This window comes from Conexibacter woesei DSM 14684 (assembly GCF_000025265.1).
In the GTDB taxonomy this organism is placed as follows: domain Bacteria; phylum Actinomycetota; class Thermoleophilia; order Solirubrobacterales; family Solirubrobacteraceae; genus Conexibacter; species Conexibacter woesei.
Window position 1 is genome coordinate 2,512,419 of record NC_013739.1, and the last position, 14,174, is coordinate 2,526,592.

13 protein-coding genes are annotated in these 14,174 nt (G+C 74.0%); 11 read left to right on the forward strand and 2 right to left on the reverse strand.

The window, feature by feature from the left end:
- The first annotated feature begins 76 nt into the window (after positions 1 to 76).
- A complete protein-coding gene (locus CWOE_RS11820) occupies positions 77 to 1,813 on the forward strand; it encodes an ABC transporter ATP-binding protein (RefSeq protein WP_012933847.1) in 1,737 nt (578 codons plus the stop codon).
- On the forward strand, positions 1,810 to 3,546 hold the full coding sequence (locus CWOE_RS11825; RefSeq protein ID WP_012933848.1) for an ABC transporter ATP-binding protein: 1,737 nt from the start codon (positions 1,810 to 1,812) through the stop codon (positions 3,544 to 3,546). The genes CWOE_RS11820 and CWOE_RS11825 overlap by 4 nt, the downstream gene beginning before the upstream one ends.
- A gap of 20 nt (positions 3,547 to 3,566) precedes the next feature.
- On the opposite strand, the gene CWOE_RS11830 is transcribed toward CWOE_RS11825, so the two are convergent.
- Positions 3,567 to 4,694 carry a Fic family protein gene (locus tag CWOE_RS11830; RefSeq protein ID WP_160165507.1) on the reverse strand — a complete coding sequence of 376 codons (1,128 nt, stop codon included), beginning with the start codon at positions 4,692 to 4,694 and terminating at the stop codon, positions 3,567 to 3,569.
- Positions 4,695 to 4,801: 107 nt separating this feature from the next.
- Here CWOE_RS11830 and CWOE_RS11835 point away from each other — a divergent pair, with 107 nt between their 5' ends.
- The 3 genes from CWOE_RS11835 to CWOE_RS11845 all read left to right on the forward strand — a co-directional run bounded on the left by CWOE_RS11835 (position 4,802) and on the right by CWOE_RS11845 (position 6,986).
- Positions 4,802 to 5,515: a GNAT family N-acetyltransferase gene (locus CWOE_RS11835; RefSeq protein ID WP_049793251.1), complete on the forward strand. Its 714-nt coding sequence runs from the start codon at positions 4,802 to 4,804 to the stop codon at positions 5,513 to 5,515.
- A 77-nt stretch (positions 5,516 to 5,592) separates the two neighbouring features.
- On the forward strand, positions 5,593 to 6,027 hold the full coding sequence (locus tag CWOE_RS11840; protein WP_012933851.1) for a hypothetical protein: 435 nt from the start codon (positions 5,593 to 5,595) through the stop codon (positions 6,025 to 6,027).
- Positions 6,024 to 6,986 (forward strand): NAD-dependent epimerase/dehydratase family protein, encoded by a 963-nt coding sequence (locus CWOE_RS11845; protein WP_012933852.1) that lies wholly within the window; start codon positions 6,024 to 6,026, stop codon positions 6,984 to 6,986. The genes CWOE_RS11840 and CWOE_RS11845 overlap by 4 nt, the downstream gene beginning before the upstream one ends.
- A 33-nt stretch (positions 6,987 to 7,019) precedes the next feature.
- On the opposite strand, the gene CWOE_RS11850 is transcribed toward CWOE_RS11845, so the two are convergent.
- Positions 7,020 to 8,204, reverse strand: coding sequence for a YncE family protein (locus CWOE_RS11850; RefSeq protein ID WP_012933853.1), 1,185 nt, complete (start codon positions 8,202 to 8,204; stop codon positions 7,020 to 7,022).
- 101 nt (positions 8,205 to 8,305) lie between these two features.
- Between CWOE_RS11850 and CWOE_RS11855 the strand changes: the two genes are divergently transcribed.
- From CWOE_RS11855 to CWOE_RS11880, 6 genes are all read left to right on the forward strand, one after another.
- Positions 8,306 to 8,962 carry a choice-of-anchor M domain-containing protein gene (locus CWOE_RS11855; RefSeq protein ID WP_012933854.1) on the forward strand — a complete coding sequence of 219 codons (657 nt, stop codon included), beginning with the start codon at positions 8,306 to 8,308 and terminating at the stop codon, positions 8,960 to 8,962.
- 2 nt (positions 8,963 to 8,964) lie between these two features.
- Complete coding sequence (locus CWOE_RS11860) at positions 8,965 to 10,509, forward strand: anchored repeat ABC transporter, substrate-binding protein (RefSeq protein WP_012933855.1); 1,545 nt, start codon at positions 8,965 to 8,967, stop codon at positions 10,507 to 10,509.
- A gap of 37 nt (positions 10,510 to 10,546) precedes the next feature.
- The gene (locus CWOE_RS11865; RefSeq protein WP_012933856.1) at positions 10,547 to 11,302 is read left to right on the forward strand and encodes an anchored repeat-type ABC transporter ATP-binding subunit; all 756 of its coding nucleotides are present in this window, start codon (positions 10,547 to 10,549) and stop codon (positions 11,300 to 11,302) included.
- Positions 11,299 to 12,141, forward strand: a complete 843-nt coding sequence (locus CWOE_RS11870; protein WP_012933857.1) for an anchored repeat-type ABC transporter permease subunit — start codon at positions 11,299 to 11,301, stop codon at positions 12,139 to 12,141. The genes CWOE_RS11865 and CWOE_RS11870 overlap by 4 nt, the downstream gene beginning before the upstream one ends.
- 240 nt (positions 12,142 to 12,381) lie before the next feature.
- Positions 12,382 to 12,651 carry a 4Fe-4S dicluster domain-containing protein gene (locus CWOE_RS11875; RefSeq protein ID WP_012933858.1) on the forward strand — a complete coding sequence of 90 codons (270 nt, stop codon included), beginning with the start codon at positions 12,382 to 12,384 and terminating at the stop codon, positions 12,649 to 12,651.
- Positions 12,651 to 14,087 carry an FAD-dependent oxidoreductase gene (locus tag CWOE_RS11880; protein ID WP_012933859.1) on the forward strand — a complete coding sequence of 479 codons (1,437 nt, stop codon included), beginning with the start codon at positions 12,651 to 12,653 and terminating at the stop codon, positions 14,085 to 14,087. Before CWOE_RS11875 ends, CWOE_RS11880 begins: the two co-directional genes overlap by 1 nt.
- Positions 14,088 to 14,174: the final 87 nt, after the last annotated feature.

Genomic DNA, 14,174 nt, shown 5'->3' on the forward strand with positions numbered 1-14,174 from the left:
GAACACGACCGTGGCGGACCGGCCCGCCGTACGCGACCGAGCCGCTGGAACGAGCGGCGGGGAGGCGCCCCGCCTGATGCGCGCGGGTCCGCTGGCCCGCCTGCTGCGGCCGGTGCGGACGCACCTGATCGCGTGCGCGCTGCTTTCGGCGCTCGGCGCGGCGGTCGGTCTCGCGCCGTACGTCGCCGTCGCGGAGATCGCCCGCACGCTGCTCGGCGCGCAGGACCCCGCGTCGGTCGAGGGCACGGTCTGGCTGTGGGTCGCGATCGGCGCGGCCGGCGCCGCGCTGCGGCTCGTGCTCGTCTTCGCGTCCTCGTGGACCGGCCACTACGCCGACGCGGCGACGCTGCACGACGTGCGCGTGCGGATCGTGCGGCACCTCGGCGTCCTGCCGCTGGGCTGGTTCCGCGCGCGCGGCTCCGGGACGGTCAAGAAGACGATGACCGACGACCTCGAGGAGATGCACCAGCTGATCGCGCACGCGCTCGGCGAGATGGTCGGCGCGGCGACCGCGATGGTCGTCGGGATCGGCTACCTCGCGCTCGTCGACTGGCGGATGGCTCTGATCACGGTCGCAGTCCTGGCTCTGATGGCCGTCTTCTTCCAGGTCGCGATGCGTTCGGCGCCGAAGCACATCGGCCGGCTGCTCGCCGCCGAAGGGCGGATCAGCGCCGCGAGCGTCGAGTACGCCGACGGCATCGCGGTCGTGAAGGCGTTCGGGACCGGCGGCCGGATCATGGACCGCTTCGGCGCGGCGGTGCGCGAGCACACCGAGGCGATGGCCGCATGGGCGGCGGAGACGCGCTACAGCTCGGCCGCCTCGCGCGTGCTCGGCTCGGAGGTGGCGGTCCTCGGCGTCGTGATGGCCGCCGGCCTGGCGCTGGTGCACGCGGACTCGCTCGCCGTCGCCGACCTGCTGCCGTTCCTCGTCGTCGGCGTCGGGCTGCCGACGTCGATCGTGCCGGCGATCCACGGCGCGCAGGGTCTGCGCAAGGGCCGCGTCGCGGCCGGCCACATCGAGACGCTGCTCGCGCGTGCGCCGCTGCCCGAGGCTGCGCGCCCCGAGCACCCGCGCGGCCACCGGATCGAGCTGGACCGCGTGCGCTTCTCCTACGACGGCGTGAGCGACGCGATCGCGGACGTCAGCGCCGTCTGCGAGCCGGGCACGGTGACGGCGATCGTCGGCCCGTCCGGCGCGGGCAAGACGACGCTCGCGAGCCTGCTGCCGCGCTTCTACGACGTCACCGGCGGTGCTGTCCGGATCGGCGGCGCCGACGTGCGCGAGATCGCGACGCCGCAGCTGCTGGCGTCGATGTCGCTCGTCTTCCAGGACGTCGTGCTGCTGCGCGACACGGTCACGGAGAACATCCGCATCGGCCGCCCGGACGCGACCGACGAGGAGGTCCACTCCGCCGCCCTCGCCGCGCGCGTCGACGACGTGATCCGGCGGCTCCCGGAGGGCTACGCGACGGTGCTCGGCGCCTCCGGAGGGGGCATCTCGGGCGGTGAGCGCCAGCGGCTCACGATCGCCCGCGCGATCCTCGCCGACGCCCCGATCGTCGTGCTCGACGAGGCGACGGCGGCGCTCGACCCAGACAGCGAGACGGCGGTCCAGGACGCGCTCGCGGAGCTGGCGGCCGGCAAGACCGTGATCGTGATCGCGCACCGGCTGCACACGATCGCGGGCGCAGACCAGATCCTCGTGCTCGACGGCGGCCGGCTCGCCGAGCGCGGCACCCATGCCGAGCTGATCGCGCGCGACGGGCTCTACGCCCGCATGTGGCGCGCGCAGCAGACCGGAGCCCCCGCATGATCCGCCACCTCTTCCAGCTGTGCCCGCAGCCGCGGCTGCTGATCCGCCTCAGCGCGCTGCACGCCGTCCTCGCCGTCCTCCAAGGACTGCTGCTCGCACTCTTGATCCCGATCCTCGACGCCGTCCTGCGCCCGCAGCCCGACTTCGCCGCCGCGACGCCGTGGCTGATCGCCGGTGGGGCGGGGCTCGTCGTGTACGCGGCGCTGACGGCGATCGCGACGCCGGTCGGCTTCGCCGCCAGCATGGACCTCGCCGCGCAGCTGCGCCACCGCGCGATCGACCACGCGACGACGCTGCCGCTGGGCTGGTTCACCGCCGAGCACAAGACGCGGCTGGCGCGGACCGTCACCGCCGACGCCAGCAACATCGGTCAGCTCGCCGTGACGATCGGGGCGCCGGCGATCATCTCGACGCTCGTGCCCGCGACGATCGTCGTCGTCACATTCGCCGTCGACTGGCGGATGGCGCTGCTGTTCCTCGCGCTCGCGCCGATCGCGTTCCTGACGCTGCGGCGGGCCGCGCGAATCGCCGCGATCGCCGACGCCGAGCTGGACGCGGCGGCGACCGAGATCGCCGGCCGCGCGATCGAGCTGGGGCAGGCGCAGCCGGTGCTGCGCGCCGCCGGCCACGGAACGACGGGCAGCGCGCGGATGCGCGCCGCGCTCGACGAGCATCGCGCGAGCTACCGCCGCGGCCTGCGCAGATCGCTCGTGCCGGACCTCACCTACACCGCCGTCGTGATGGCCGGCTTCGTCGCCGTGCTCGCGCTCGGCGCGCACCTGATGCTGTCTGGCGAGCTGGAGGTCGCGGAGGCGGTCGCGCTGCTCGTGCTGGCCGTGCGCTTCCTCGAGCCGCTCGGCGGGCTGATCGAGCTGATCGGCGCGCTGCGCGCGATGGACAACGCGATCGTGCGCGTCAGAGCGCTGCTCGACACGCCCGCGCTGCCGGTCCGCGCGCAGCCGGTGCACGAGCTCGCGGACGCGGCGATCGAGCTGTCCGGCGTGACGTACGCCTACGGCGACAGACCGGCGCTCTCCGACGTGTCGTTCCGCTGCGAGCCGGGCACGACGACGGCGCTGGTGGGGCCGTCGGGGTCGGGCAAGACGACGGTCACGCGGCTGATCGCGCGCTTCTTCGACGTCGGCCAGGGGAGCGTGCGCATCGGCGGTGTCGACGTCCGCGACGTCGACCCGGCGGTGCTGCTGGAGGACGTCGCGATCGTCTTCCAGGACGTCTACCTGTTCGACGACACGATCGAGGAGAACCTGCGGCTGGCGCGCCCCGACGCGAGCTGGGAGGAGCTGGAGCAGGCGGCGCGCGCGGCGCGGCTGGACGAGGTCGTGGAGCGGCTGCCGGACGGCTGGAGGACGCGGGTCGGCGAGGCGGGCGCGCAGCTGTCGGGCGGCGAGCGCCAGCGCGTGTCGATCGCGCGCGCGTTCCTCAAGCGCGCGCGGATCGTGCTGATCGACGAGGCCGGCTCGGCGCTCGACCCGGAGAACGAGGCGGCCGTCAGCGAGGCGATCGCCAACCTCACGCGCGACCGGCGGCGCACGGTGATCGTGATCGCGCACCGGCCGGCGACGCTCGCCGCCGCCGATCGCGTCGCCGCGCTCGACCGCGGGCGCGTGACCGAGACCGGCACGCCCGCCGATCTGCGCCGGTCGGGCGGGACGTTCGCCCGCCTCTACGACCAGTACGACCACGCCCGCAGCTGGCGGATCACGGCGAGGTGAGACGATCGCCGCGCATTCGCCTACGTGAGAAGGACGCTGAGGACCGTGTCCGACACGAAGCGCTGGGCGCCGGTCGCGGACCGGCGCTGCGTCGGACTCAGGAGTCTCAGGTCGGTCAGCGCGGCGATGGCGTTCGCTGCCCCCTGCCCGCTGATCCCATACCGCTTGGCCACGTCCGAACGCGATACGAAGGGATGGCCGATCAAGTCGCCCGCCAAGCGTTCGGCGACTCCTCGCTTGTTCGCGGACTGGACCGTGGCGCGGAGCTCCGCCTGGAGCTGCACCAACCGCTCGACCTTGGCCTGCGAGTCAGCCGCCGACGCGGCGACCCCCTCGGCGAAGAAGTTGATCCACGTGTTCCAGTCGCCGTTGCAGCTCAGCTCCAGCAGAGCGTCCTGATACTCGTCGCGGCGCTGCTCGAACCAAGGGGAGACGACCAGCAGCGGTTCGCGGATGACCGCGCCGCGCAGCAGCTGCACGACGATCAGCAAGCGTCCGAGACGTCCGTTCCCGTCAGAGAACGGGTGCAGCGTCTCGAACTGGTAGTGAGCCATCGCTGCCTGCACGACAGAGGGGACGTTCGGCGGCGCGCCGATCCACTCCAGCAGATTCTGCAGCTCGGATCGCAGCTGATCACCAGGGGGTGGCGGGACGAAGCGGGCCTCGGAAAGCTGACGACCGCGAGAGCCGATGACGACGATTCGGTCGCGCAGACGGCCCGAGTCGCTCAGCTCTCCAACGGTCCCGTGCACGAGCACCCGTTGCAGCTCGCTGAGCATGCCGATCGTCAGCGGACGACTCTCGGGCCACGTGAACGCCAACCCTGCCATCTCCTCGAAGTTGAGGACTTCTCGCAACTCCGCGCTCATCGCTGCGGCGTCGTCCGGGTCAGCGGCGAGCACGTCGGCGAACGGCGCGTAGGTTCCTTCGAGCGCGCTCGTGCTCTGCGCTTCGCGGCGCAGCGCGGGAACGCGCAGCAGCTCAGGGTTCGGGATCAGCCGTGCGGCACCGTCGAGTCGCGCAAGCGCCGCGGTCGCGGTCGTGACGCGCATCCACGTGTCGCTCGACAGCTCGATCGTCCTCGGCAGACGGTCGGGCAAGAACGCCGACCCGGCTACGGACTCCCCGGTCGCCGGGTCGGGTGCCATGATCGGGACGAGTCGGCCTATCGGGCTGCTGCCGAGGCGCTGCAGATCCATGGCACAAGTTTATCGCCCAAAACTTGTGTCGTCGCATGTTGGGCGCAACTTCTCTTTTGCACGATCCGCTGACGTCCGATTCCGCGCAGCTGCTCCGCCTCGACGTCGAGGCGCTGTTCCGCAGCACGCCGGAGGGGCGGCTGATCGAGTCGAACGAGACGCCGCCGGCGGCTGCTCCGCGCGTCTTCGTCGGCCGCACGGCGACGAGCGTCGAGTGGCGCGTCCGCCGCGACGTGCCCGACGGCGTCGCCGCCGAGATCGGGCGCCTGGCGGCCGATCTCCCGCACCTGCCGAACGGCATCGGCGACGCGGCGGTCTACGCGGCGATCGAGGCGGTCGCCGCGGGCGTCGCGCCGATCGCCGAGCGTTCGCACGGGCCCGCGTTCGTGTTCGCGCAGGCGCCGCTTGCGCCGCATCCGGACGTCATCGAGATCCGCGAGGACAGCGCGCTGCTCGCCGGGCAGTTCGCCGTCCTGCGGCGGGAGCTGGAGTACGTCGCGCCGCTGTTCGCGGTCGTCCGCGACGGCGCCGTCGTGTCAGCCTGCTTCTGCGCGCGCCGCACCGACGCGGCGGCGGAGGCCGGCGTCAGCACCCACCCGGACCACCGCGGCCGGGGCCATGCGGCCGCGGTCGTCAACGCCTGGCGCGTCGCGATCGAGCGTTCCGGGCGGACGCCGATCTACAGCACGTCGTACGACAACGCGTCCTCGCGGGCCGTCGCGCGGCGGCTCGGCCTGCGGCAGTACGCCGAGACCTTCTCGCTCGCCTGAGACCGGCGCGTGGTCCTCTCCGGCGCCTCCGGATTGGTCCTGTCTGGCGCGACGGCGCGTCGGTACGGTCCGGGACCATGGGTGCTCCGACGGCATCGGCGCCGGCCCCGCAGGGGAGCCGGCCGCTTCAGCAGCCGGCCGGCTTCGGGATCGCCGCGGTCGCCGCGGTCCTGTTGCTGACCTCGTGCTGGATGCTGCTCGCGCCGCGCGGGTTCCACGCGTCGGTCGGGGCGTTCGGCGCGTACAACGCGCACTACCTCCACGACGCGATGGCGCTGAACGCCGGGGTCGGGGTCGCGCTGGCGCTCGCGGTGCGGTGGCCGTCGTTGCGGGCCGGCGCGCTGACGGCCGCGACCGCGTGCATCGGCTTCCACGCGATCAACCACTGGTTCGACCTCGGCAACGACGAGCCCGGCAGCTACGCCGGCGCGATCGGCGCGCTGTCGCAGACGTCGCTGGCGGTCGTCTGCGGCGTCCTGCTCTGGATCGTCGTGCGGGAGCGCGCGGCGTGAAGGTGCTGCTCGCAGGGGCGACCGGCGCGATCGGCCGTCCGCTCCTCGCGCGGCTGCTGGCCGCCGGCCACGCGGTCGTCGCGACAACCCGCTCGGCCGAGCGCGCCGCGGCGCTGCGCGCCGCCGGCGTCGAGGGCGTCGTCTGCGACCTGCTCGATCCCGACGCGGTCCGGCGCACGGTCGCCGCGGCGCGGCCCGACGCCGTCGTCGACGAGCTGACCGCGCTCCCCGACGACTACGACATCCGCCGCAAGGACCTCTACGCGACGACCAACCGGATCCGCGAGGCCGGCACCGCCGCGCTGCTCGACGCCGCGCGCGCGGCCGGCGCGAGCCGCTACGTCGTGCAGTCGATCGCGTTCGCGTACGCGCCCGAGGGGGACGTGGTCAAGGACGAGTCGGCGCCGTTGTGGCTCGCCGCGCCCGCGATGCTGGCCGAGGCCACCCGGATCCTCGCGGCGAACGAGCGCAAGGTGATCGACGCTCGCGACCTCGACGGGCTGGCACTCCGCTATGGCTTCTTCTACGGACCGGGCACGTACCTCGCACCCGGCGGGTCGATCGCCAGACAGGTCCGCTCGCGCCGCTTCCCGCTCGTCGGCAGCGCGACCGGCATGACGTCGTTCATCCACGTCGACGACGCCGCCGCGGCGACCGTCGCCGCCCTCGCAGGCGGCGCGGCCGGCGCCTACAACGTCGTCGACGACGAGCCGGCGCCGCTGCGCGACTGGCTGCCGCGCTACGCGGAGGCGATCGGGGCGCGTCCGCCGCTGCGGGTGCCCGCCTGGCTCGGGCGCCTCGCCGGCGGACCGCTCGCGGTGCCGATCTCGACCGAGCTGCGCGGCGCGTCGAACGTGAAGGCCCGCGCCGCCCTCGACTGGACGCCGCAGCTGCCGAGCTGGCGCGAGGGCTTCGCCGGCTGCCTCGACCGCGACCCGGACGCCCTGCACCTCGCCTGATCGCCGCTTGCCCGGGCGTCGCCGGGCCGTCGCTCAGCCGGCGCCGACGAGCGCGACCGAGGTCGGCCTGCCCGGCACGGTCAGCGTCTGAACCGGTCTCAGGTCGCCAGTCCGCACGACCGTCACGCGCGTGCGCGCGGGATCGCTGATGGCCGCCAGCCCGCCGCGGACGGTCAGCTTCGGCGACGGTCTGTCCCACGCCGGTCTGAACGACCGTGACACGACGCGGCGCACCGCGGTCTGACGGCCGTTGGCGGGGTCGATCCGCCGCAGCCGGCCGTCGGTGCTCAGCACGACGATCGCGCCGGAGCGCGCGTCGACGCCGAACGAGGCGATTCTGGCCGCGACGGGGACGACCCGGCTCGTCTTCGACGCGACGTGCGCGACGACGAGCGACCGTGGCCCGAAGTTGCCGACGAGCCGGCGGCCGGCGGCGTCGGTGTGGAGCGTGAACGCGCGCTGCTCGGCGTTCGTGCGGGCGGGGTACGGGATTCGCTCGTGCGACGGCGTCCCGGCCGGTCTGATCAGCGCGATCCCGTCGGCGCAGGCGAACGCCGCCCAGCTCGCGCTCGAGGCCTCGCCGTGCAGGTCGCGGCAGTCGGCGGAGGCGAGCGTAGCGCCCGCGCGGTCGCGCACCTGGACGGTGGCGGGCAGCGCCCCGTCCTCGCTCGCCGGGTCGGCGACGCTGATGACGACGCGATCGCCGTGCGGGACCGCGACGCCGTGGTGCGGCGTGCCGGTGCGCGCGGTCGCGACGGCCGCCGCTCTGCGCTTCAGCGCGGCGGTGGGGAAGACCTGCGCGTCGCCGCTGCCGTCGGCGAAGACGGCGACCTCGTCGCCGTGCGGCACGACGTGGACGGGCTTCGGGACCGTGAGCGCGAACGGCAGCAGCCGCGGCGCCTGCGTGTGGTGGTGGACGTGGTCGCCGTGCGGCTCGGTGAACGCGCCGCCGTCGATCGCGTCGACGCGGTTCTGCGCGGACTGCGCCGCGAGGACGTGCCGGCCGTCGTCGGTGACGGTCAGCGAGGCCGGGCCGGCGACGCCGAAGCGGCCGAGGCGTCTGCCGCTCGCGAGGTCGAGCACGCGGACCGCACCGGCGGCGCCGTCGGCGACGACGACGCGCGGCTGGGGTCTGGCGTGCTCGGCGGCGAGCGCGCCGGCGGCGGGGGCGAGCAGCGCGACGCCCGCGACGGCGACGGCGAGGGTGGGGGTCTTCAACGGTTCCTCCGGTGGGGCGGTGGGCAAGGCCGAGGAGCATACGGGAATGAGTCTCGTTATTGTTTCGTCGCGTTGACGACCGACTGCCGAGGAGCGCACCGATGGAGATGACGACGCAACGACGAGGGACCCGGCTCGCCGCCGCGCTGGCCGCGAGCGCGCTCACGCTCGGCCTCGCGCTCGGCGCGGCGGCCGCGCCCGCCGCGGCGCGCACGGTGCTTGCCGAAGGACACGTCGATGCAGTCGCCGCACGGCTCGCCGGCGGCAGGCTGCTCGGCGCGCTGAAGGACGGGACGCGGGGGCGCGCCGTCTGGCGCGATCCGGCGCAGGTGACGATCCGCGTCGGCTCGCGGGCGCGGGCGACGCTGCCCGCCGGGCTGGGCTTCGTCGGGCCGCGCGGGTCGACCGTCTGGATGATCCCGCAGGCGCCGCGGGCCGGCGTCGTGTGGGCCGGCTGGAGCACCGACGCCGTCCCCGCCGGCGCGATCCGCGGCGGCGTCGCGTGGACGTTGACGCGCGTGACGGGACCCGGCCGGGTCGTGATCTTCCAGACCGCGTCGTTCGGAAGCTCCGACGTCCTCTTCACCAGCGGCCGGCGGCTGCCGCAGTCGCGCACGCTCGCGGTCGGCACGCACGCGCACGGCAACTGGGCGTTCACGCGGCCGGGGACGTACCGCCTCAGCTACGAGCTGTCCGCTCGCTCGGCGTCCGGGAAGCGCCTGCGCGACGCCGCGACGCTGACGTTCGCGGTCGGCTAGCCGTGCGCACCCGCTGCTCCGCGGTCGCGACCGCGGCCCTCGCCGCCGTGGTGCTGCTGGCGCTCGCCGGCTGCGGCTCACGCGGCGCCGACGGCGGCGACGGCCTGCGCGTCGTGACGACGACCGAGATCCTCGCCGACCTCGTGCGCGAGGTCGGCGGCACGCGCGTCCAGGTCAGCTCGCTGGTGCCGGCCGGCGGCGATCCGCACTCCTACGAGCCGACGCCGGTCGACGCGCGCAAGGTCGCCGAGGCCGGCGTCACGTTCACCAACCACCTGCTGCTGGAGGAGCACGCGCTGATCAAGACGATCGACGCCAATGCGCCCGGCGACGCGCCCAACGTCTCGCTCGCCGAGGCGTCCGAGGCGTACGGCGCGCACGTGATCCCGCTCGTCGAGGACCTCGGGCTCGACGTGCTGTGGCTCGGGCTGCGGGTGCGCGGGGACGGGAAGGCGCGCGGCGCCGCGCGTTCCTCCGACGTCGTGCTGCGCGCGACGCGGCACGACGGGCCCGGCCGGCTGGTCGCGTACGTGACCGGCGCGCTCGGCGAGGTCGACGTCCTGTTCGACTCCGGCGACGGGCATACGCGCGACGACACCGCGGTGCTGCCGCCCGCCGCGCACACGCACCTCAACTGGGCGTTCACCCGCCCCGGCATCCATCGCCTGACGCTCACGGCCCACCTGCGCAACGCCGGCGGACCGGAGCGGCCGGTCGGCACGGCGACGTTCACGTTCGCGGTCGGCGCCGACGCGGACCGCGTCGCGGACGCCGGCGGTGGCGACCTGACAGTCCTCGACGGCGGGCACGCCGATCTCACCGTCGACCTCGATCGCGGCACGCTCTACGCGTTCAGCAGCGACGGCGGCGAGCGGCAGCGCGTCGTGGCCGCCCGCGACGCGCTGATCGAGGTGCCGGAGCAGGCGCGGGAGACGATCCCCGACGACGAGCGCTTCGCCGCCGTCGGCCGGCCGGGCGAGCAGGTCCACCAGCTGCCGCAGGCGGTGCTGGGGAGACACGTCCACGGGGAGATCGACCCGCACCTGTGGCAGGACGCCCGCAACGCCGCCGCCTATGTGCAGCTGATCCGCGACACGCTGCAGCGCGCGGACCCGGGCGGCCGCGCCGTCTACGCGCGCAACGCCGCCGCCTACCTCGGCGAGCTGGAAGCGCTCGACGACTACCTGCGCGCGCAGGTCTCCGCGATCCCGCCGGCGCGGCGCCAGCTGATCACGACGCACGACGCCTTCGGCTACCTCGCCGAGGCGTACGACCTGACGGTCGCCGGCTTCGTCGTGCCGAACCCCGCGCAGGAGCCGAGCGCCGCGCAGGTCCGGCGGCTGACCGAGACGATCGCGCGGCTGCGCGTCGGCGCGGTCTTCATGGAGCCGAGCCTGCGGCAGCGCGCGACGGTCCTGACGCAGGTCGCGCGGGACCGCGGGGTGCGCGTCTGCAAGCTCTACGGCGACGCGTTCGACGACGCGGCCCGCTCCTACGTCGCGATGATGCGGCACAACGCGCGCGAGCTGCGCCGGTGCCTGACATGAGCGCGCCGGTGCCTCGCACGAGCGCGGCGGCGCCCGCATGAGCGCGCCGCCGCTGCTCGCGGTCGACGGGCTGACCGTCGCGCTCGGCGGGCGGACCGTGCTGGACCGCGTCGACCTGCGCGTCGGCGCCGGCGAGCTGGTCGGCCTGATCGGCCCCAACGGCGCGGGCAAGACGACGCTGCTGCGGGCCGTGCTCGCGCTGATCCCGATCGCGGCCGGCCGGATCGCGCTCGCCGGCGTCGCGCCCGAGCGATCGCGCGGGACGATCGGCTACGTCCCGCAGCGGCACGAGTTCGCGTGGGACTTCCCGGTCGACGTCGGGCAGGCCGTGATGAGCGGCCGCGCGCACCGCGTCGGCTGGCTGCGCCGCCCGGCGCGCGAGGACCGCGCGGCGGTCGAGGAGGCGCTGGAGCGGGTGCGGATGAGCGACCTGCGCAAGCGACCGATCGGCGAGCTGTCGGGCGGCCAGCGCCAGCGCGTGCTCGTCGCGCGGGCGCTCGCGCTGCGGCCGCCGCTGCTGCTGCTCGACGAGCCGTTCACCGGCCTCGACGTGCCGACCCAGGAGCTGCTGTCCGAGCTGTTCGGCGCGCTGCGCGACGACGGCGTGGCGCTCGTCACGACGACGCACGACCTGCCGGCGGCGGCCGCGCTGTGCGGGCGCCTGTGCCTGCTGAACCGGACCGTCGTCGCCGACGGGCCGCCGGCGGAGCTGCGCGATCCGGCGATCTGGCTGCGCGCGTTCGGCGTCGCGCAGGCGGACGGCCTGCTGCATTCGCTCGGGGTCGCGCCGTGAGCGCCGCGGTCGACTGGCTGAGCGCGCCGTGGGAGCACGTCTTCATGCAGCGCGCCTTCCTCGTCGCGGTCATCTGCGGCGTCGTCTGCGGTGTGATCGGCTGCTTCGTCGTGCTGCGCGGGATGGCGTTCATCGGCGACACGGTCGCGCACGCGGTCTTCCCAGGTGTCGCGATCGCGTTCGTGCTCGGCGTCGACTTCGTGCTCGGCGGCGCGCTCGCCGGACTGCTGACGGCGCTCCTGATCACGGTCGTCTCGCAGAACCGGCGGCTGCGCGAGGACACCGTGATCGGCGTCTTCTTCGCGGCGGCGTTCAGCCTCGGGATCGTCGTGCTGAGCAGCGCGCCCGGCTACAGCGGCTCGCTCGAGTCGTTCCTGTTCGGGCAGATCCTCGGGATCTCCGACGGCGATGTGCGCGCGGTCGCGGCGACCGGCGCCGGCCTGCTGGCGGCGGCGTTCGCGCTGCGCAAGGAGCTGGTCGCGGTCAGCCTCGATCGCGAGAGCGCTCGCGCGGCCGGCCTGCCGGTCTTCCGGCTCGACATGGCGCTGTACGCGATGGTGACGGCGGCGATCGTGATCTCGCTGCAGGCCGTCGGCAACGTCCTCGTGCTCGCGCTGCTGATCACGCCCGCCGCGTGCGCGCGGCTGCTGACCGACCGGCTCGGCGCGATGCTGCTGCTCGCGCCCGCGATCGGCGCGCTCTGCTCGCTCGCCGGCCTCTACCTGTCGTACGAGCTGGGCCTCGCGGCCGGCGGGCTGATCGTGCTCGTCGCGACCGGCGTGTTCGTCGCCTGCTGGCTGCTCGCTCCGCGCCACGGTCTGCTGCGGCGGGGCCGATGAGGCGAGCGGAAGCAGGAGGGCACGGCGGCTGGGTCGACGGCGGTCCGCGCGCGCGGATTCAGCTCGGGCCGTCGGACCTCGTGTCGGAGTTCGCGCCCGGCGATGCCGTGCGTATTTGGTCCTTCTACTTGACCAAATTGGAACGCTTCAATATGATCGCCAGATCGAGCGTCTCGCGGGTGCCGCCGCTGCGCCCACGGCGATGCGCCGATCAGCTCTGTACCGCTGGCCGGAGGACCAATGGCCTACGTGATCAATCAATCGTGCATCGGGACGAAGGACGCCTCGTGCGTGGAGGTCTGCCCGGTCGACTGCATCCACCCGACGCCGAACGAACCCGGATTCGACGAGACGGATCAGCTCTACATCAATCCGGAGGAGTGCATCGACTGCGACGCCTGTTTCGAACAGTGCCCGGTCAACGCCATCACGCCGGACGATCTGGTCCCGGAGAAGTGGCCCGACGCGGTCGAGCGCAACGCGGCCTTCTTCCAGCAGACCGGGCGTTGATGAGCGACGGGTCGGAGGTGCGGCGACCTTCGGCCGGCACCGCGGAACGTCCGTTGCGCGTCGCGGTCGTCGGCTCCGGCCCGGCCGGCTTCTACGCCGCCGGTCAGCTGCTCGCAAACAGCGCGCTCACGGCGGAGGTCGACGTGTACGAACGGCTCGCGACGCCGTGGGGCCTGGTGCGGGCCGGCGTCGCGCCGGACCATCCGAAGATCAAGTCCGTCACGAGGTTGTACGAGAAGACGGCGCGGCTGCCCGGGTTCCGCTTCCACGGCAACGTCGAGATCGGTCGTGACCTGGATCACGAGGAGCTGATCGCCGCGTACCACGCGGTCGTGTACGCGGTCGGGGCGCCGATCGACCGGCGGACGGGGATCCCGGGGGAGAGCCTGCACGGCTCGCACGCGGCGACCGAGTTCGTCGCGTGGTACAACGGCCACCCCGACTACGCCGGCCGCCGGTTCGACCTCAGCTCGAAGCGAGCGGTCGTGATCGGCAACGGCAACGTCGCGCTGGACGTCGCGCGGATGCTCGTGCTCGACGGCTCCGAGCTGCGCGCGACGGACACGGCTGACCATGCGCTCGAGACGCTCGAAGCGTCGTCGATCGAGGAGGTCGTCGTGCTCGGCCGGCGCGGGCCGGCGCAAGCCGCGTACACGACACCGGAGCTTCGTGAACTCGGCGAGGCGGCCGACGTCGTGGTCGATCCGGCCGAGGCGGAGCTCGACGCTGCCTCGCGCGCGCACCTGGAATCCGAGGCGGCCGCCGTGACCGCGAGGCAGAACGTCGAGATCGTCGCCGAGTACGCGCGGCGCGCGGCCGGCAGGCGACGGCGGATCGTGCTGCGGTTCTGTGCTTCGCCAGTCGAGATCGTCGGGAGCGAGCGGGTCGAGGGCGTGCGGATCGTGCGCAACGAACTGGTCGACACCGGCGACGGGCGGCTGTCGGCTCGTCCGACCGCCCGGGAGGAGACGATCGAGTGCGGTCTCGTGCTGCGCTCGATCGGCTATCGCGGCACGCCGATCCCCGGCGTCCCGTTCGACGAGCGGCGGTCCACGATCCGCAACCGCGGCGGCCGCGTGATCCGAGAGGGCACCGACATGCCGGTGCCCGGTGTCTACACGGCGGGCTGGGTCAAGCGCGGGCCGTCCGGCGTGATCGGAACGAACAAGAAGTGCGCGCAGGAGACGATCGACCACCTGGTCGACGATCTTCAGGACGGGCTGCTGCCCGAGCCGACCCGCGAGCCCGGCGCGCTACTCGACTTGCTCGTCAGGCGCGGCGTCACCGTCGTCGACTACGCCGGCTGGGAGCAGATCGACGTGCACGAGCGCGCAGCCGGAGAGCCGCAGGGCCGACCGCGGGTCAAGCTCGTCCACCGCGAGCAGCAGTTGCAGCACGCTGCGCGGCCACAACACCCTTACAGACCACTGCATTGAGGAGGTCACACCTGGGGGCCGTGCCACGCGTCGCCTCGCGATGGTGCACCTCCCGGCCGGCGGCGGACACTCGCACGCCGCCGAGGC

Excerpts from the sequence above, each read along its gene's own strand:
- CWOE_RS11875 (WP_012933858.1), top strand. The coding sequence starts at position 12,382 with ATGGCCTACGTGATCAATCAATCGTGCATCGGGACGAAGGACGCCTCG.
- CWOE_RS11830 (WP_160165507.1), bottom strand. The coding sequence starts at position 4,694 with ATGGCACCCGACCCGGCGACCGGGGAGTCCGTAGCCGGGTCGGCGTTC.
- CWOE_RS11840 (WP_012933851.1), top strand. The coding sequence starts at position 5,593 with ATGGGTGCTCCGACGGCATCGGCGCCGGCCCCGCAGGGGAGCCGGCCG.
- CWOE_RS11865 (WP_012933856.1), top strand. The coding sequence starts at position 10,547 with ATGAGCGCGCCGCCGCTGCTCGCGGTCGACGGGCTGACCGTCGCGCTC.
- CWOE_RS11825 (WP_012933848.1), top strand. The coding sequence starts at position 1,810 with ATGATCCGCCACCTCTTCCAGCTGTGCCCGCAGCCGCGGCTGCTGATC.
- CWOE_RS11820 (WP_012933847.1), top strand. The coding sequence starts at position 77 with ATGCGCGCGGGTCCGCTGGCCCGCCTGCTGCGGCCGGTGCGGACGCAC.
- CWOE_RS11880 (WP_012933859.1), top strand. The coding sequence starts at position 12,651 with ATGAGCGACGGGTCGGAGGTGCGGCGACCTTCGGCCGGCACCGCGGAA.
- CWOE_RS11855 (WP_012933854.1), top strand. The coding sequence starts at position 8,306 with ATGGAGATGACGACGCAACGACGAGGGACCCGGCTCGCCGCCGCGCTG.